General features: G+C 69.4%; 16 protein-coding genes. 9 read left to right on the top strand and 7 right to left on the bottom strand.

The features are described 5' to 3' along the window. Positions 1 to 663: 663 nt before the first annotated feature. A complete protein-coding gene (dnaA, locus tag OO63_RS08345; protein WP_030357761.1) occupies positions 664 to 2583 on the bottom strand; it encodes a chromosomal replication initiator protein DnaA in 1920 nt (639 codons plus the stop codon). 375 nt (positions 2584 to 2958) lie between these two features. On the opposite strand from dnaA, the gene rpmH reads away from it, so the two are divergent. From rpmH to OO63_RS08305, 9 genes are all read left to right on the top strand, one after another. After that, positions 2959 to 3096, top strand: coding sequence for a 50S ribosomal protein L34 (gene rpmH, locus OO63_RS08340; protein ID WP_016644655.1), 138 nt, complete (start codon positions 2959 to 2961; stop codon positions 3094 to 3096). 20 nt (positions 3097 to 3116) lie between these two features. Continuing rightward, positions 3117 to 3488: a ribonuclease P protein component gene (gene rnpA, locus OO63_RS43235; RefSeq protein ID WP_078619017.1), complete on the top strand. Its 372-nt coding sequence runs from the start codon at positions 3117 to 3119 to the stop codon at positions 3486 to 3488. Next, positions 3485 to 3844: a membrane protein insertion efficiency factor YidD gene (gene yidD / locus OO63_RS08335; RefSeq protein WP_030357762.1), complete on the top strand. Its 360-nt coding sequence runs from the start codon at positions 3485 to 3487 to the stop codon at positions 3842 to 3844. The genes rnpA and yidD overlap by 4 nt, the downstream gene beginning before the upstream one ends. A 3-nt stretch (positions 3845 to 3847) precedes the next feature. Next, positions 3848 to 5182, top strand: coding sequence for a membrane protein insertase YidC (yidC, locus tag OO63_RS08330; protein WP_030357763.1), 1335 nt, complete (start codon positions 3848 to 3850; stop codon positions 5180 to 5182). Positions 5183 to 5196: 14 nt separating this feature from the next. Next, positions 5197 to 5712, top strand: a complete 516-nt coding sequence (locus OO63_RS08325; protein ID WP_030357764.1) for a Jag family protein — start codon at positions 5197 to 5199, stop codon at positions 5710 to 5712. Between the two features lie 99 nt (positions 5713 to 5811). Next, on the top strand, positions 5812 to 6528 hold the full coding sequence (rsmG, locus tag OO63_RS08320) for a 16S rRNA (guanine(527)-N(7))-methyltransferase RsmG (protein ID WP_030357765.1): 717 nt from the start codon (positions 5812 to 5814) through the stop codon (positions 6526 to 6528). Between the two features lie 298 nt (positions 6529 to 6826). Then, positions 6827 to 7903: a ParA family protein gene (locus tag OO63_RS08315; protein WP_078619016.1), complete on the top strand. Its 1077-nt coding sequence runs from the start codon at positions 6827 to 6829 to the stop codon at positions 7901 to 7903. Beyond that, positions 7900 to 9018, top strand: a complete 1119-nt coding sequence (locus OO63_RS08310) for a ParB/RepB/Spo0J family partition protein (protein WP_030357767.1) — start codon at positions 7900 to 7902, stop codon at positions 9016 to 9018. The genes OO63_RS08315 and OO63_RS08310 overlap by 4 nt, the downstream gene beginning before the upstream one ends. A gap of 326 nt (positions 9019 to 9344) precedes the next feature. Beyond that, positions 9345 to 9962, top strand: coding sequence for a GNAT family N-acetyltransferase (locus OO63_RS08305; RefSeq protein WP_030357768.1), 618 nt, complete (start codon positions 9345 to 9347; stop codon positions 9960 to 9962). 84 nt (positions 9963 to 10046) lie between these two features. Here the strand turns inward: OO63_RS08305 and trxA are convergent, their stop codons facing one another. The 6 genes from trxA to murJ all read right to left on the bottom strand — a co-directional run bounded on the left by trxA (position 10047) and on the right by murJ (position 17987). Then, the gene (trxA, locus tag OO63_RS08300) at positions 10047 to 10379 is read right to left on the bottom strand and encodes a thioredoxin (protein ID WP_030357769.1); all 333 of its coding nucleotides are present in this window, start codon (positions 10377 to 10379) and stop codon (positions 10047 to 10049) included. A gap of 49 nt (positions 10380 to 10428) precedes the next feature. After that, positions 10429 to 11391 (bottom strand): thioredoxin-disulfide reductase, encoded by a 963-nt coding sequence (gene trxB, locus OO63_RS08295; protein ID WP_030357770.1) that lies wholly within the window; start codon positions 11389 to 11391, stop codon positions 10429 to 10431. A gap of 194 nt (positions 11392 to 11585) precedes the next feature. After that, positions 11586 to 12626, bottom strand: coding sequence for an anti-sigma factor family protein (locus OO63_RS08290; RefSeq protein WP_030357771.1), 1041 nt, complete (start codon positions 12624 to 12626; stop codon positions 11586 to 11588). Next, positions 12623 to 13381, bottom strand: a complete 759-nt coding sequence (sigM, locus tag OO63_RS08285; protein ID WP_030357772.1) for an RNA polymerase sigma factor SigM — start codon at positions 13379 to 13381, stop codon at positions 12623 to 12625. The genes OO63_RS08290 and sigM overlap by 4 nt, the downstream gene beginning before the upstream one ends. Positions 13382 to 13423: 42 nt before the next feature. After that, positions 13424 to 15136, bottom strand: coding sequence for a protein kinase family protein (locus OO63_RS08280; protein ID WP_030357773.1), 1713 nt, complete (start codon positions 15134 to 15136; stop codon positions 13424 to 13426). Between the two features lie 118 nt (positions 15137 to 15254). Further along, positions 15255 to 17987, bottom strand: a complete 2733-nt coding sequence (gene murJ, locus OO63_RS08275) for a murein biosynthesis integral membrane protein MurJ (protein WP_030357774.1) — start codon at positions 17985 to 17987, stop codon at positions 15255 to 15257. Positions 17988 to 17997: the final 10 nt, after the last annotated feature.

Raw genomic sequence — 17997 nt, 5'->3', positions numbered from 1 at the left:
GCGGTGGACAACCCGGTGAATCTGTGGACGGGCGAAAGTTCTGCACACCCGATGCACAGGAGGCGGGTACTTCTCCCCAGCCCTGTCCCCAGCTTTACCCAGCTTCCCCACAGGCCAACCCGGCACCTTTGTGTGACGCCTTTCACTCGTCCCGGTGAGAGGGCGCGTCGCGTTGCCGAACAGTGGACAGCCCTGTGGGGAAGCCGGGAAAAGTTGGGGACAACCGGGGCGAGCCTGTGGGCCGCCGGTGGACAACTTCGGAGCGCCCCTGTGGACACGATCTTCATCCACAGTCTGTGGAGAGTCTTCGTCCACGAATCCACAACCGCCTGACCTGGCCTGATGGTCATTCAGCAGGGTCCCCTGTGGACACGATCTGGACAACTCTCCAGTCCCCAGGGTGTGGAAGGCGCAAAGGCCACAGATCTGTGGAGAACGTCCTCGTCGCGAGCGGTATTCGAACGGCAGGTGTCGGGAAGGTCGCGGCCGGGAGCCGCTCTGCGTTGTGCACAGCTGTGGGTAGGCGGGTGAGCACGCGCGCGTGGAAGGCTTTTTGCCCGTGTGTGGACGGCTCTGGGCGGGCGTGTAGGCAACGCAAAGGGCGCTCCGGGACGTGCTCCGGAGCGCCCTGAGGCCGCGTGAGGCTGCGTGCGGACCTGGCGGTCAGCCGTTCTTGATGCGGTTGGTCAGCTCGGTGACCTGGTTGTAGATGGAGCGGCGCTCGGCCATCAGCGCGCGGATCTTGCGGTCGGCGTGCATCACGGTCGTGTGGTCGCGGCCGCCGAACTGCGCGCCGATCTTGGGCAGCGACAGATCGGTCAGCTCCCGGCAGAGGTACATGGCGATCTGGCGTGCCGTCACCAGGACCCGGCTGCGCGAGGATCCGCACAGGTCGTCCACCGTGAGGCCGAAGTAGTCCGCGGTCGCCGCCATGATGGCCGTCGCCGTGATCTCCGGAGCCGCGTCCTCGCCGCCGGGGATCAGGTCCTTGAGGACGATCTCCGTGAGGCCGAGGTCCACCGGCTGCCGGTTGAGCGACGCGAACGCCGTGACCCGGATCAGCGCGCCCTCCAACTCGCGGATGTTGCGCGAGATGCGGGACGCGATGAACTCCAGGACCTCCGGCGGGGCGTTGAGCTGCTCCTGCACCGCCTTCTTACGAAGAATGGCGATACGCGTCTCCAGCTCCGGCGGCTGGACGTCGGTGATCAGGCCCCACTCGAAGCGGTTGCGCAGCCGGTCCTCCAGGGTCACCAGCTGCTTGGGCGGCCGGTCGCTGGACAGCACGATCTGCTTGTTCGCGTTGTGGAGCGTGTTGAAGGTGTGGAAGAACTCCTCCTGCGTCGACTCCTTGTCCGCGAGGAACTGGATGTCGTCGACCAGCAGGATGTCCATCTCGCGGTACCGCTTGCGAAAGCTGTCGCCCTTGCCGTCGCGGATGGAGTTGATGAACTCGTTGGTGAACTCCTCGGAGCTCACATAGCGCACGCGCGTGCCGGGGTACAGGCTGCGGGCGTAGTGCCCGATGGCGTGCAGCAGATGCGTTTTGCCGAGCCCGGACTCCCCGTAGATGAACAGCGGGTTGTACGCCTTGGCGGGCGCCTCGGCCACCGCGACCGCGGCCGCGTGTGCGAACCGGTTCGAGGCGCCGATGACGAAGGTGTCGAAGAGGTACTTCGGGTTCAGGCGCGCCGTGGGCTCACCGGGGCCCGTCGCCGGCGCGGGCTGCGCGGCCAGCGGCCCCGGGGCGCCGCTCGACGCGGGCAGCGGGGTGCCACCGCGGCCCACGGGGCCCACGGGACCGCCGTGCCCGCCCTGTCCCCCGTGCCGCCCGGTGCCGCCGTGCTCGCCGGAGCCCGCGCCGCCGGACGGCTCGGGCATGCCGTGCCGCTCCCGGCGGTCGTGCTGGTCGTGGCGGTCCTGCGGCTGCGGGCGGTAGTCGTGCTGGGGCTGCTGCGGCGGGTTCGCGTACGGGTCGCGGTCGGGGTAGCCGAGGCGGGGCTGCTGCCAGCCGTAGTCGTCCTGGGGCTGCTGCGGCCAGGCGCCGGGGCGCTGGTAGTCCGGGTAGGCGGGGCGGGCCGTCGGCAGCTGGTCGGGGCGGCCGCCGTGATCGTCGGCGGGGCGGCGGCCGTAGCCGTCATAGGTGTCATGCCCCTGACCGGAAGGGTTGGGCTCCTGGTCCTCGTACCGCGGCGGGCGCTCCTCGTACCGGGAGGACTGGTCCTCGTACCGGGACGGCTGCTCGTCGTACCGCGGCTGCTGCCGGGGCTGCTGCTGGACCGGGGGCGCCGGTGGGGTCGGCTCGCCCACGGAGTCGTCGACCGTGATGGCGATGCGGATCGGGCGGCCGCACTCGCGGCTCAGGGTCTCGCTGACGACAGGCGCGAGACGGCCCTCCAGGACGCCCTTGGCGAACTCGTTCGGCACCGCGAGGAGAGCGGTGTCGGCGACGAGGGCCAGCGGCTGGCACCGTTTGATCCAGTGCTCGTCCTTCGCCTCGACCCCCTGCCCCCGCCCTTCTCCGAGAAGTTGTTCCAGAACCCGTGGCCACACTGCGGCAAGATCGGCAGGTACGTCAGCCACAGGGCACGCTCTCTCACAGGTCCCACGAAGGTGTGGTTCTTGGGACGGGTAGGGACGGAAGTCGACAGGGGCGGGGGGAAGGGAATGAAACGGAGTTCAGCCACGGTAGTCAGGGCGACGGGTGCGGTTCAAGTTGTTGTCCACAGGCTGTGCACAGTGTCTCTCCATGACGGCTGGTTTGACCGGATGGCGTAGCCCCGCGTACCGTAACCAGGTCGAGTTGTCGATGGCTGCTGCCGCCTGCCTCCGATGGGCAAAGATCACGATCTGTGATTGTGAAGCGGTGCACTCGGTGCGTATGCGAGCTTCTCGTGGGCGCACGGTGACAGCCAGGCGATGTCCCGCCACCACACACATCATTTCTGGAGCCCCCGAGTGAGCAAGCGCACCTTCCAGCCGAACAACCGTCGTCGCGCGAAGACCCACGGCTTCCGGCTGCGGATGCGCACCCGTGCCGGCCGCGCCGTCCTGGCGTCCCGCCGCAGCAAGGGTCGCGCCCGCCTGTCCGCCTAAGCGCATTAGGTCATGACGTCGTGCTGCCTACCGAGCATCGGCTGAGGCGGCGCGAAGACTTCGCGACCGCGGTACGACGGGGTCGTCGGGCCGGACGCCCGCTTCTCGTCGTCCATCTACGCAGCGGTGCAACGGACCCGCACGTGTCGGGGGAGAGCCTTCCCCCGACACGTGCGGGTTTCGTCGTCAGCAAGGCCGTGGGTGGAGCCGTGGTCCGCACCGCGGTCAAGCGCAGACTCCGCCACCTCATGCGCGACCGACTGGCCTCGTTGCCCCCCGGTAGCCTGGTAGTCGTACGAGCGTTGCCCGGTGCGGGCGACGCCGACCATGCACAGCTGGCCCGAGACCTGGATGCCGCCCTTGAGCGGCTGCTGGGAGGGGGCGCGCGATGAAGTACCCGCTGCTGGCGCTGATCAAGCTGTACCAGTGGACGATCAGTCCGCTCCTCGGCCCAGTCTGCAAGTACTACCCGTCGTGCTCCCACTACGGCTATCTGTCCATCGATCGGCACGGCGCGATCAAGGGCACAGCGCTCACCGCCTGGCGCATCCTGCGGTGCAATCCGTGGTCGCTCGGCGGTGTCGATCATGTACCGCCGCGCAAGCGCCCGCGGTGGCACGAGATGCTGCGCGCCGCCTGGCGCGAACGCAAGGGCGGGCCCTCCGCCGCTGGCGTGCCGTCCGGAGACCTTCCCCCGGCTCCCACGAGCCCGGCCGCCGAGACCCCGTCCCATGCTCAAGGAGCTTGATTAGTGGACACGATTGCCGGTTTCTTCAGCTTCATCACGACACCCGTCTCCTGGGTCATCGTGCAGTTCCACAAGCTGTACGGTGCGATCTTCGGCCCTGATACGGGCTGGGCCTGGGGCCTGTCGATCGTGTCTCTGGTGATCCTGATCCGCATCTGCCTGATCCCGCTCTTCGTGAAGCAGATCAAGGCGACCCGGGCCATGCAGACGCTGCAGCCCGAGATGAAGAAGATCCAGGAACGCTACAAGAGCGACAAGCAGCGTCAGTCCGAAGAGATGATGAAGCTGTACAAGGAGTCGGGCACCAACCCGCTCTCCTCGTGCCTTCCCATCCTGGCGCAGTCCCCGTTCTTCTTCGCGCTGTACCACGTGCTCAACGGCATCGCGTCGAACAAGAAGGTCGGCGTCATCGACCAGCAGCTGCTCGACAGCGCTCGTGACGCCCACATCTTCGGTGCCCCGCTCGCGGTGAAGTTCACGGACAGCGCCGACAAGGTCGCCTCCCTCGGCGCCTCGCTGACCGACGTGCGCGTCGTGACCGCGCTCATGATCATCCTGATGTCGGCGTCGCAGTTCTTCACCCAGCGCCAGCTGATGACGAAGAACGTGGACACGACGGTGAAGACGCCGTTCATGCAGCAGCAGAAGATGCTGATGTACGTCTTCCCCATCATGTTCGCCGTCTTCGGCATCAACTTCCCGGTCGGTGTCCTCGTCTACTGGCTGACCACCAACGTGTGGACCATGGGTCAGCAGATGTACGTGATCCGCCAGAACCCGACCCCGGGCTCCAAGGCCCAGGCGGCCTACCTGGAGCGCCTGCAGAAGCACGTCACCGAGGCCAAGAAGACTCGCAGCCGTGGCCAGTCCCGCGCCATCAAGGCCATCGTCGCCAAGGGCCGCGACCGCAACGAGTACGAGCGCAAGTTCATCAACGGCCTGAACAAGGCGGGTCTCGCAGCCCAGGCGGACGGCACCGTGATGGTCAGCGACACCGTCACCACCACCGAGGACGGCACCCCGGCCGCCGGTGGCGCGCCCAAGCGGCAGCAGCCCAAGCGCCAGAGCAAGGCCAAGCGCCAGGCCGCACCGACCGCCGGAGCCGCGAAGGCGGACGCGGAGCCCGGTGCCAAGCCTTCGCTGACCAAGTCCGACGACGGTTCCGCCAAGGACACGGACAAGTCCGGTGAGCCCAAGGACGCCGCGGCCAAGGACGCGGGGACCAAGGGCAAGCCCGGAGCCTCCGGTGGTCAGCAGCCCGGCCAGGGCACCCGCAGCAAAGCCAAGTCCGGGCAGCGCAAGGGCCAGCAGCGGCCCAAGCACCCGTCCAAGAAGTAGAAGGAGTCCATCCCGTGACGGAAGGCACCACCACCTCCGCCGCTGCTGAGGCAGGCGACACCATGACCCGCCTTGAGCAGGAGGGGGAGATCGCGGCGGACTACCTCGAGGGTCTGCTGGACATCGCCGACCTCGACGGTGACATCGACATGGACGTCGAGGCCGACCGCGCCGCCGTGTCGATCATCAGCGACGCCGGAAGCCGCGATCTGCAGAAGCTGGTCGGCCGCGACGGCGAGGTCCTGGAGGCACTCCAGGAGCTGACCCGCCTCGCGGTACACCGTGAGACTGGTGACCGCAGCCGCCTCATGCTGGACATCGCGGGCTACCGCGCGAAGAAGCGTGAGGAGCTGTCCGAGCTCGGCGCCAACGCCGCGGCCGACGCGAAGAGCTCCGGCGAGCCGGTGAAGCTCAAGCCGATGACGCCCTTCGAGCGCAAGGTCGTGCATGATGCGGTCAAGGCCGCCGGCCTGCGCAGCGAGTCCGAGGGCGAGGAGCCCCAGCGCTTCGTCGTGGTCCTCCCCGCCTGATCACACGCGTTTCCCCCGGCCCCGTCTGTCCGCAGACGGGGCCGGTCTTTGTCAGCCTGATAGTCAGCGAACCCAGTGCGGTACGGAAGGACGGTCCCCGTGACGGAGGCAGCGGAGCTCCCCCCGGCGCCGGAGCAGGCACGGACAGTTTTCGGTGAGCGGTTCCAGGACGCGGTTCGCTATGCGGAGCTGCTGGCCGAGACGGGAGTGCAGCGCGGCCTGATCGGCCCTCGCGAGGTGCCCCGGCTGTGGGAGCGGCACCTGCTGAACTGCGCGGTGCTGTCCGAAGTGGTCCCCGAGGGCGTGACGGTGTGCGATGTGGGCTCCGGCGCCGGGCTGCCCGGCATCCCGCTCGCCCTGGTCCGGGAAGACCTGAAGATCACGCTGCTCGAACCGCTGCTGCGGCGCACGAACTTCCTGACCGAGGTCGTCGAGCTGCTCGGGCTCGACCATGTGACGGTCGTCCGGGGCCGCGCCGAGGAAGTCCTCGGCAAGCTGCCGCCCGTCCATGTGGTGACGGCACGGGCCGTGGCCCCGCTGGACCGGCTCGCGGGCTGGGGCGTGCCGCTGCTGCGCCCCTACGGCGAGATGCTGGCCCTCAAGGGCGACACCGCCGAGGAAGAGGTCAAGGCGGCGGGCGCCGCCCTCAGTAAGCTCGGCGCTGAGTCCGTCTCCGTCGTGCAGGTGGGCGAGGGCGTGGTGGATCCGCTGTCCACCGTGGTGCGGGTCGAGGTCGGGGAGAGCCCCGGCGGTGTGCGCTTCGCGGCCAAGCGGGCCAAGGCCGCACGGGTGGGGCGGACGCGACGCCGTCGCTGAGGGGTGACGAGGTCGGCTCCGTGAGGTCGTCGCTGATCCGTCCTGACGACGAGCCGTACTCCACAAAAGCTGTCAAACGTACGCATACCGGGGTGTCGCGCCAGCGGCACCCCGGTCGCCGTGCATCGTGTTTCACGTGAAACGTCGCTCACTGCTGCATGGCATCATCAGCCGCGGCCGCGCTGCGGAACCCCGCGAACGTCGGCCGCTTGGTTCCCTCGACAAGGGCACGGAGTTGTCCACAGAGGGGGATTCGTCCACAGAAGACCGGGCCTCGCTGGTTCACGACCCCGAAAGCATGGGAGGCTCTGTTCATTGCGAGCCTGAAGTCGAGGAGAGTGAATCCTTGCGGTCCGACGCCAACATCGCGGGACCGATGACCGATCCGGTCCCCGGTCCCCGTACCGAGTCGGCGGGGGAGGATGTTTCACGTGAAACACCGAGCCCGATGGACGACACCCCCATTGGTCGTGCCGCCCAGCTGGCGGTGGAAGCCCTGGGCCGTGCAGGTGAGGGCCTGCCGCGACCGGATCAGACCCGAGTCATGGTGGTCGCCAACCAGAAGGGCGGGGTAGGCAAGACGACGACAACCGTCAACCTTGCCGCTTCGCTCGCGCTGCACGGCGCGCGCGTTCTGGTGATCGACCTCGATCCGCAGGGCAACGCGTCCACGGCTCTCGGTGTCGACCACCACGCCGAAGTCCCCTCCATCTACGACGTGTTGGTCGAGAGCAAGCCTCTCTCCGAAATCGTCCAGCCCGTCCCCGACGTCGAGGGTCTCTTCTGCGCCCCGGCGACCATCGATCTCGCGGGTGCGGAGATCGAGCTGGTGTCCCTGGTGGCACGGGAAAGCCGACTGCAGCGGGCGATCCAGGCCTACGAGCAGCCGTTGGACTACATCCTCATCGACTGCCCGCCGTCACTGGGGCTGTTGACGGTCAACGCTCTGGTGGCCGGCGCGGAGGTTCTCATCCCGATCCAGTGCGAGTACTACGCACTGGAGGGTCTGGGCCAGCTCCTGCGCAACGTCGACCTGGTGCGCGGCCACCTCAACCCGCTCCTTCATGTGTCGACCATCCTGCTCACCATGTACGACGGGCGGACCCGACTGGCGTCGCAGGTGGCGGACGAGGTGCGCAATCACTTCGGTGACGAGGTGCTGCGCACGAGCATCCCGCGCTCCGTGCGTATCTCCGAGGCACCCAGCTACGGCCAGACCGTGCTGACCTATGATCCGGGCTCCAGCGGTGCCCTGTCGTACTTCGAGGCGGCACGCGAGATCGCCCTGCGCGGAGTCGGCGTGCGCTACGACGTGCAGCATGCCCACGCGGGCAACCAGAACGAACAGCAGAACATGACGGAGGGGATGCAGTGAGCGAGCGACGGAGAGGGCTGGGCCGTGGCCTCGGCGCTCTGATCCCTGCGGCTCCTACGGAGAAGTCGGCGGCCCCGGCCGCGGGTGGGGGTTCCACCTCGCCCTCGGCCGTGCCGGTGCTCACCGCTGAGCGAGGTGTGGCGGCCGCGAAGGTGGCCTCGCTTCCCCAGCACCCCGTTTCCCAGGAAACGGACGAGCCCATGAACGGAACTGTGGCCGAGGAGCCGCTGCGCCCGGCTGGAGCGCACTTCGCGGAGCTTCCCCTCGACTCCATCAAGCCCAACCCGCGGCAGCCGCGTGAGGTGTTCGACGAGGACGCCCTCGCCGAGCTGGTGACCTCCATCAAGGAGGTCGGCCTCCTCCAGCCCGTCGTCGTACGGCAGTTGGGGCCCGCGCGCTATGAGCTCATCATGGGCGAGCGGCGCTGGCGGGCCTGTCGTGAGGCGGGTCTGGAGCGCATCCCTGCGATCGTCCGGGCGACGGAGGACGACAAGCTCCTCCTGGACGCACTCCTGGAGAACCTGCACCGCGCCCAGCTGAACCCGCTGGAAGAGGCCGCGGCCTACGACCAGCTGCTCAAGGACTTCAACTGCACGCACGACCAGTTGGCCGACCGCATCGGGCGTTCGCGTCCGCAGGTCTCCAACACGCTGCGGCTCCTCAAGCTGTCGGCGACGGTGCAGCGCCGGGTCGCCGCCGGTGTTCTCTCCGCGGGCCACGCCCGGGCACTCCTTGCCGTGGAGGATCCGGAGGAGCAGGACAGGCTTGCCCACCGCATTGTGGCCGAGGGGCTCTCGGTGCGTGCCGTGGAGGAGATCGTGACCCTGATGGGGTCGCGGCCGCAGAGCAAGCCGAAGGCGAAGGGGCCCCGCGCCGGCACGATCGTCTCCCCCGCCCTGACCGGTCTGGCCACGCGCCTCTCCGACCGGTTCGACACCCGGGTGCGCGTCGACCTGGGTCAGAAGAAGGGCAAGATCGTCGTCGACTTCGCCTCTCTGGAGGACCTGGAGCGCATCCTCGCCACGCTGGCCCCGGAGGAGGGCCCGGTGCTGAGGAACGGGCTCGCCGAGGCCGAGGCTGAGGCCGAGAAGGCCTCGGAGGACGAGCGGGACTGAGGCACTCGAGGCCGTAGGGCGAAGTGCCCTGAACCCTGTGGGAGCAGGTCGTGTCCGGTGTGTGCCGGAACACGGCCTGCTCTTTCCTTTCTTACGGTTTCGGCGCAATCGCATCGTGGATACGATGCGATCGGGTACGGCGCATCCACCTGACGGCACCTCTTAGGGGAGGCAGGGGCCATGCGATCGGTGAGCCGCACAGGACTGATGACCGCCGGGCTCGGGCTCGGAGCGGTCGGTGGTTTCGTCGGCAGCCTGCTCCGGGAACGGAGCGCACTGACAGCCGCTCGTGGCGCCGCGAGCGAAGGAAGTGAGGAACCGCCTTCATGGGGCGACGGCTCGTACCGCTCACGCTGGACAACCTTCCGGACCTTCCCAAGCGTTGTCGCACGTGTGTCTTCTGGGAGCTGGACCCGGTCAGCGGCCAGGCCGCGGTAAAGGCCGGTACGCCGGAGCTGGAGAAGGAGGCGTGGATCTCCGCCGTCCTGCTGGAGTGGGGGTCCTGCGGCCGAGTGGTCTACGTCGACGACGTGCCCGTGGGCTTCGTGCTCTACGCACCGCCCGCGTATGTGCCGCGCTCCACGGCCTTCCCCACGAGCCCTGTCTCGCCGGACGCCGTGCAACTGATGACCGCCTGGATCATGCCGGGCTATCAGGGGCAGGGGCTCGGTCGTGTGATCGTGCAGACCGTCGCGAAGGATCTGCTGCGCCGGGGGTTCAAGGCCATCGAGGCATTCGGTGACGCACGCTGGGAGAAGCCGGCCTGTGTGCTCCCTGCGGACCATCTGCTGGCGGTGGGCTTCAAGACGGTCCGCCCGCACCCCTCCTATCCCCGGCTGCGTCTTGAGCTGCGGACGACGCTGTCGTGGAAGGAAGACGTCGAGCTGGCCATCGACCGCCTCCTCGGAGCGGTCCAGAAGGAGCCGGTGCTGCGGCCGCTGTAGCAACACGAATGGGCCAACCCCGCGGGGTTGGCCCATTCGTGTTTCACGTGAAACATCGCCTGCCGCCATCGCGGTAGGCGTCGACTACTCGGCGATGAAGTCTTCGAGGTCGCGCACGAGGGCGGCCTTCGGCTTGGCACCGACGATGGTCTTGGCGACCTCGCCACCCTGGTAGACGTTCAGGGTCGGGATCGACATGACGCCGTACTTGGCGGCCGTCGCGGGGTTCTGGTCGATGTTGAGCTTGACGATCTCGATCTTGTCGCCGTGCTCGGCGGCAATCGCCTCGAGGGACGGCGCGATCTGGCGGCACGGGCCGCACCACTCGGCCCAGAAGTCGACCAGTACGGGCTTGCTGCTCTTGAGCACGTCCTCCTCGAAGGAGGCGTCAGTGACATGCTTCAGGGTTCCGGCCACGGGGGGCTCCTAACTTGGTGCTGCGGTGGGGCAGGCGGGGTGAGTTGGGTCAGACAGTCGCGGCGGCAGCGTTCTCGCTGTCCACAGCGGCGGCGAGGAAGCGCTCGGCGTCGAGAGCAGCGGAGCAGCCGGTGCCCGCTGCCGTGATCGCCTGGCGGTACGTGTGGTCGACGACGTCACCGGCACCGAAGACGCCGGAGAGGTTCGTCCGGGTCGACGGCGCGTCGACCTTCAGGTAGCCCTCGTCGTCCAGGTCCAGCTGGCCCTTGAAGAGCTCGGTGCGCGGGTCGTGGCCGATCGCGATGAACAGGCCGGTCACCGGCAGCTCCGAGGTCTCGCCCGTCTTGAGGTTGCGCAGGGTGAGGCCGGAGAGCTTCTGGTCGCCGTGGATCTCGGCGATCTCGCTGTCCCAGATGAACTTGATCTTCGGGTCGGCGAAGGCGCGCTCCTGCATGGCCTTGGAGGCACGGAGGGTGTCGCGGCGGTGGACCACGGTGACGGACTTGGCGAACCGGGAGAGGAAGGTGGCCTCCTCCATCGCCGTGTCGCCGCCGCCGATCACCGCGATGTCCTGGTCCTTGAAGAAGAACCCGTCGCAGGTCGCGCACCAGGAGACACCACGTCCGGAGAGGGCATCCTCCCGGGGCAGGCCCAGCTTGCGGTGCTGTGAGCCGGTCGTGACGATGACGCTCTTCGCGCGGTGGACCGTGCCCGCGGTGTCCGTGACCGTCTTGATCTCACCCGACAGGTCGACGGCGACCACGTCGTCAGGGACGAGCTCGGCACCGAAGCGCTCGGCCTGGGCCCGCATGTTGTCCATGAGGTCGGGGCCCATGATGCCGTCCCGGAAGCCCGGGAAGTTCTCCACATCGGTGGTGTTCATCAGCGCACCGCCCGCGGTGACGGCACCTTCGAACACCAGGGGCTTCAGAGAGGCGCGCGCGGTGTAGAGCGCCGCCGTGTAGCCGGCGGGCCCGGAGCCGATGATGATCACGTTACGGACGTCGGTCACGGCTTGATTCCTCGTCTCTGGGGACTACTGCGTACTGCCGGGGGCCTGTCTCAGGACTCTCACCCCACCCAACGGATCCTACGGGGCGAGCATTCCCCACGTGTCCGAGCACACGGAAGGAGCGCGTGCCGAGGCACGGCAAGGGAGCCCGGCGCCGCGGCCGGCAAGTGGGTCAGGAGGGGGCGTGTACGGCCTCAGGGGCGGGCGTAGGACTCCGTGAGCAGGACCTTGCCCGTGGCGTCGGCCGACGCGGACGCGCTCACGCAGGCGGCGTCCACGACGAAGGCGGAGACCTTCGCTCCGTCGGTGTCGTGCGGCACGACGACGAGGTAGGCGTTCGTTCCCTCGTACGTGCCCTTGCTGGCGGCCAGCGGCGTACGTCCGCCGAGGCCCTTCTCGATGCAGGCGGGCACCTCGACGTATTCCTCGCGCATTGTGGAGCCCTTCTGCGGGGTTCCATCGGGGCTGGACCGGGTGTCGAAGGAGGGCTTCTTGCCCCCCGTGTCCGTGCCTGAGATCTTCTGCTCCTCGGAGAGGAGGTCGGAGACCTGAGCTTCGAGCTTGCTCTTCGAGAAGGTGTCCTTGCCCGTCGAGGAGGCGGTGGGCGACTCCGTCGAGTCATCGCTCCACGGCTGGATCAGCAGGGCCCCCAGGCCGAGGGCGGCAGCGGTGAAGACGGCTCCGAGCATCGTCGTACGGCGTCGGCGGCCCCGCAGGCGTCCGCCGCGACCCGGGCCGGTGGCCGCACGCGGGTGTCCGCCGGGGCCATGGGCTGAGGAACTGATCGAGGTCGAAGTCGGCAGGGCGCCGGTGCCGGATCCGGCGGTCGGCTTGGGTGTGTCCGGGAGCGATGTTTCACGTGAAACATGCGCGACGGGTTCGGCGGCGGTTTCACGACCGGCGGCGGTGGCGGCATCGCTCTCGTGGTCGGAGCCGTCGAGACCCGCCCCCTCGACTTCGGCGACAGTCGCCGCGGCCGTCGCGTCGAGCAGTGCCTCCGCCGCCAGGGCCGCGTCGATGCGCTCTGCGACGTCGGTGGGCATGCGGGGTGGCCCGGGAAGCGAGCCGAGCATGCCGCGGATCTCTTCGAGGGACGCGTAGACGTCGGCGCAGAGCGGACAGTCGTCCAGGTGCTGACGCACGTCCAAGGTGCGCGACGGGGAGAGCAGGCCTTCGGTGAGGTCGGAGATCTCGGCGACGTCCGGGTGCCCAGCTGAGTCTGTCGTCGTGGTCACGCTCGCCCACCTCCGCCCTTCACTGCCGCTGAGTCACCGGGTCCCGCTTCCGAAGGAGGCCCCGCTTCCTGAGGTTCCGCTGCCGGTGGGACGGTTGTCCCCTCGGTCCGGTTCCGTCCCGGGGCGTTCTTTCTGGGAGCGTCCTTGCCGCCGCCCGTGTCGTCCTCACGTCGGGACGGTGCTTCGGTCCGTAGATGCGTGAGGAGAGGCAGCAGCCGGGCTCTGCCGCGCGCGCAGCGGCTCTTCACCGTGCCGGTCGGGACGTCGAGCACCCGGGCCGCCTCGGCCACGGGATAGCCCTGCATGTCCACCAGCACGAGGCAGGCACGCTGATCGGGCGGCAGGGTGCCGAGTGCCTCCAGGAGCTCCCGGTGCAGATCGCCGCGCTCTACGGGCGCCGCGGCCGACTCGTGCGGTTCGAGGAGCTGGTCCAGGCGCTCGGCGTCGTCGACGGGAGAGGTCTTCCGGGATGCCGCCTTGCGCGCCCGGTCGAGGCAGGCGTTCACGGTGATGCGGTGCAGCCAGGTCGTCACGGCGGACTGGCCGCGGAAGGTGTGCGCGGCGCGGTAGGCGGAGACGAGGGCGTCCTGGACGGCGTCCGCGGCCTCCTCGCGGTCGCCCAGGGTGCGCAGGGCCACGGCCCACAGCCGGTCGCGGTGGCGGCGGACGATCTCACCGAAAGCGTCCTTGTCGCCGTCGACGTGGCGCGCGAGGAGATCCTGGTCGGTGAGCTCACCGAGCTCGGTGCTGTCCAACGTGGAACCCCTCCCCTCGCCCCTCAGCGTGCGCCGGCCCGGTCAGCCCTTGAACTTCACGTCCGTGATGCCCTGCTTGTAGCCCGCGCTGTAGTAGCCGTCCGCGCCGGACTTCGGCACGTCCGTCATCCAGACAAGCACGTACTGCGTCTTGACCGGCTTGTCGGCCTTGATCTTCAGGGTTGTGCCCGCGGTCGTGCCGTCACCGATCTTCTTCATCGAGCTGACCGGTCCGCTCGGCGACATGGAGTCGGCCGCGTACAGCGTCGCCTTCGTTTCGGAGCCCGGGTACTTGAGGCCGAGCGAGGCAGTCGTGACGTTCTTCTCGGAGCCGAGGTCGTAGACGATGGCGACACCCGCGCGGTACGGGGCCAGCCGCGGGCCGTCGACGTACGACTTGGTGCGCCAGAGCGTGGAGGTGTCGCCGTCCCACGTCTTCGAGACGTTCTCGGGGTCCTGCAGCTTGCCGCCGAGCGGTGACTCCTGTGCGTTCTGGATCGCGATCGGCTTGGGCGGCTTCGGCTGCTTCTTGTCGTCGCCGTCCGTCGTCTTCGTCGTGTTGGAGTCGCCGTTCTTGTTCTGGTCCATCAGCGCGTCCGCGAGCTGCCAACTGCCCAGGCCAAGCGCGGCGATGAGCAGCGCGGAGACGGCCCACTTGAGGGCCTTGCCGGTGCGGCTCTGCAGCGGGGGCGGCGGGGCCGGGACGACCTGCGTGGTGCCGGGAGGCGGGGCGCCCCGGCCGTAGTTGCCCTGCTGGTACGTCGTGCGCTGGTACTCCGGAGGGGCCGTGAAGGCCGGCTCCGGGGGCCGGATGCGGGGCAGCTCGGCGATGGCCTTCACCAGGTCGTCCGGCGTCGGGCACGCGGGCTCCTGGCGGGACGCCGTCGCGCCGTCGTTGGCGAGGGCGCGCATGGCGAGCTCGGACAGGCCGCGGTGCACCCCTGCGCGGACCTGGTCCGGCGGGAGCAGGCCGACGCCCTTGGGCAGGCCGGACAGGCCGTAGGCGTCGCTGTCGTAGGGCCAGCGCTGGGTCAGCGCGGCGTACAGCAGGGCGCCGATGGCTTCGGTGTCCGCGCGCTGCGGGGTCTCGGTGCTGATGCCGCGCAGCGCGGCGTTCACGGCGAGGCCGCGGATGCGGTACTGGCCCGAGGAGGTGCGCAGCACGGCGCTCGGGGTCAGCCGCAGATGTGCGAGGCCCTCGCGGTGCGCTGCGGCCATCGCCTGGGTGACCTGGCTGACGAGTTGGTAGGCGTCGTGCGCCTCGAGGGGGCCTGCCGCGAGCAGCGCGGTCAGTTCCGTGGCGTCGGGCAGCCACTCGTGCACGACGTAGACGAGGTCGTTCTCCTCGACCGCGTCCAGGACCTGCACGAAGCGGGGGTCACCGAGCAGCGCCGCGGAACGGGCCGCGGCGAGCACCGAGCGGGCCCGGGGATGGTCGGCGGGCAGCAGGTGCACACCCACGGCCCGGCGCAGTTTCTCGTCGACCGCACGCCAACTGCTGAAACCGTCCAGACGGGTGACGCACTCTTCGAGGCGATAGCGTCTGGCGAGTTTGTGACCGCTGTGCAGTTCCGGGGGAGTTGTCACCCCGGGCGGGCTGGTGGATTCGTTCGTGTTGGCTGTTCCGTCGTCCGCCGTGTCCCGCTCCCGGGTCTGGGCCACCCCGTCGGCCGTGGACTGTCCCGCCTGCGCGGTCAGCGGCTCGTCGCCGCTGTTGTCTGCCACGTCGACGGCAGCCGTGCTCCGTTCCGCCACCGTCGTTCCTGCCTCCCCATCCGTTGCGCTTCGTCAGACGCCAAAGCCAATTGTGCCCACAGTCCGGCGCTATGCACGACACGCGGTGGCCGACGATGGTTGTGCGGACTCCTTCACATCAGCGCCCCAGTCGCCCGCGCACCATACCGACCAGCGAGTTCAGCTCCTGGATCCGCATGCGGCGCGCGGCCACGAAGAAGACCCCGAAGAGCACGGCCAGACCGACGATCAGCGCGGCCAGCGAGCCGATGACCCCCTGCCCGAGCGCCTTCGTGATCGCGTACCCGGCCCCGGCGCCGAGAATCGCACCCGGCACGGAGGCCAGCGCGAGCCGGGCGTACGTCCGGATCACGTTCGCCCCGTCCAGATCGCCGCCCAGACGCTTGCGCAGCCGCTGCCAGGCGACGCCCACACCGATCGCATACGCGGCGCCGTAGGAGAGCGCCATGCCCGCCACGGCCCAGCGGGCGGGCAGCACCAGGTAGCAGATGCCGGAGGCGGCAGCGTTGAAGGCGGCCACGATGACCGTGTTGTAGAAGGGGGTGCGGGTGTCTTCGTACGCGTAGAAGGCGCGCAGGACGACGTACTGCACGGAGTACGGGATCAGGCCGAGGCCGAAGGCCATCAGCATGTAGCCCATGCGAGTGGCGCCGTTGACGCCGGACGAGCCGAAGATGAGCGTGCACATCGGGATGCCGAGTGCGAGGAAGCTGAAGGCGATCGGCACGATCGCGACGGCCGAGGTGCGCAGGCCCTGCGAGATGTCGTCGCGTACGGCCCCGGTGTCGCCCTCGTGCGCCGAGCGCGACAGCCTCGGCAGCAGGGCGGCCATCAGGGAGACCGTGATGATGGCCTGTGGGAGCCCCCAGATGAGCTGGGCGTTGGCGTAGGCGGAGAAGCCGGTGCCGTCCATGCCGGAGTGCTTGACCGCCGCGGTGCCCAGCTGGGTCACGACGATCGCGCCCGCCTGGTTGGCGAGGACGAAGAGCATCGTCCACTTGGCGAGCATGGCGGCCTTGCCGAGCCCCTGGCCCTTCCAGTCGAAGCGCAGCCGCAGCTTGAAGCCGGTCTCGCGCAGGTAGGGGAACATCGCGAGCGACTGGACGACGAGGCCGAGGAGGACGCCGACACCGAGCAGCTGCACACCGTCGTCGGGGATCGACGTGACGCGCATGCCCGACTTCTCGGACGTGCCGTACACCCAGAGGAACATGCCGAGCGTGGCGATGATGACGATGTTGTTGAGGACCGGGGTCCACATCATCGCGCCGAACTTCCCGCGGGCGTTGAGGATCTGCCCCATCACGACGTGGATGCCCATGAAGAAGATCGACGGCAGGAAGTAGCGGACGAAGGTGATGGCCACCTCGTTGGCCGCCGGGTCGCTGGCGACCGGCGTGGAGAGCAGGTGCACCAGGAGCGGTGCGGCGATCCAGCCGAGCACCGTGAGTACGCCGAGCGCCACCATGACGAGCGTCAGGAGCCGGTTGGCGTACGCCTGCCCGCCGTCCGCGTCGTTCTTCTGGGCGCGCACGAGCTGCGGCACGAAGACCGAGTTGAGGCCGCCGCCGACGGTGAGGATGTAGATCATCGTCGGCAGCTGGTAGGCGACCTGGAAGGTGTCGCCGAGCAGACCGATGCCGAGCGCCGAGACGATCATCGCCGAGCGGACGAAGCCGGTGAGGCGGGACACCATCGTGCCCGCGGCCATCACGGCGCTGGACTTCAGGAGGCTGGACGCGCGGCCGCCGGTCTTCCCCGCGGGCGCCGCGGGAGCCTGCGAGGGCGCCTTGGCGGGCGCCGGGACGGCCGGGGCCGCCAGCTCCTCCTGGCCCGCGGGCGGGCGCTGGCCGCCGTACTGCGGCTGCTGGTAGTAGCCGCCCTGGTTCGGGTCCTGGTACTGGCCGGGATCCGGGTACTGGTTCGGGTCCTGGTAGTAGCCACCGGCCTGCTGATTGGCGTACGGGGAGGCCTGCTGGGCGTACTGGGCGCCCTGCTGGTCGTTGTACGCGGCGTCGCTCTGCGGGTACGCGTACGGCGTGCCGTGCTGCTGGTCCGCGTAGCCGGCGCCCTGCTGGTGGGCGTACCCGGCGCCGTGCTGCTGCTGGTCCGGGTAGGCGGCCTGGCCGGGCTGCTGCTGGTAGGGATAGGCAGCGCCCTGCTGGTCCTGGTAACCGGCGGGCTGCCCTTGGTACCCGGTGCCGGGCTGTCCCTGGTAGCCGCCCGCCTGCGGGTCCTGATAGCCGGGGTGCTGGCCCTGGTATCCCCCGCCGTGCTGTCCCTGGTACGGGGCGTTCTGCTGGCCCTCGTAGCCCTGCTGGGCGCGCGGGTCGGCGGCCTGAGGGTCGCCGTAGCCCGCCCGCGGGTCGCGGTGGCCGCTGCCCTGCTGGTCCCGGAAGAGGTGCGCGAAGGCGTCCGGCTGGTGCCGCTCCTCGCCCGCCTGGGTGACGAGGTCGTCCACGCCCACGTACTGCGTGGTGCGCGGGTCGTCGCCGTAGGGGAGGTGGCGTGTGGTGCCGTCCGGCTCCGGCGGCGGTGTCTGGGCCCAGACGCGGGGGTCCGGCTGGTACTGCGCCGACGGCGGCTGGGCGTAGAGCTGCTGCGGGTCGGGGTAGCTGCCGGGCGGCGGCGGGGGGTGGGCCGCGCGGTCGTAGAGCGCCTCGGCCACCGGGTCCTGGGCCGAGAGGTCCTGGGCCCGGTAGGGGTCCTGGGCGTACGCGTCCTGGAGGTAGGCGTCCGGGGCGTGCTGCGGCGGCACCTGACCGTCCTCGTGGGGGCCGGGAGGCGGGTCCCCGGCCGCACCGGAGCTGCCCGCGCCCTGGCCGCGCTCACCGTCGTACGGCGCGTTCATGGTTTACCCC

This window comes from Streptomyces alboflavus (assembly GCF_000716675.1).
Taxonomy (GTDB): Bacteria; Actinomycetota; Actinomycetes; order Streptomycetales; family Streptomycetaceae; genus Streptomyces; species Streptomyces alboflavus.
Note: the sequence above shows the minus strand (reverse complement) of the source record. Positions and strands in the feature narration are given on the sequence as shown.

What these genes read in the sequence shown, in the direction of transcription:
- OO63_RS08315 (WP_078619016.1), top strand. Translation starts at nt 6,827, where the DNA reads ATGGGAGGCTCTGTTCATTGCGAGCCTGAAGTCGAGGAGAGTGAATCC.
- OO63_RS08305 (WP_030357768.1), top strand. Translation starts at nt 9,345, where the DNA reads ATGGGGCGACGGCTCGTACCGCTCACGCTGGACAACCTTCCGGACCTT.
- murJ (WP_030357774.1), bottom strand. Translation starts at nt 17,987, where the DNA reads ATGAACGCGCCGTACGACGGTGAGCGCGGCCAGGGCGCGGGCAGCTCC.
- yidD (WP_030357762.1), top strand. Translation starts at nt 3,485, where the DNA reads ATGAAGTACCCGCTGCTGGCGCTGATCAAGCTGTACCAGTGGACGATC.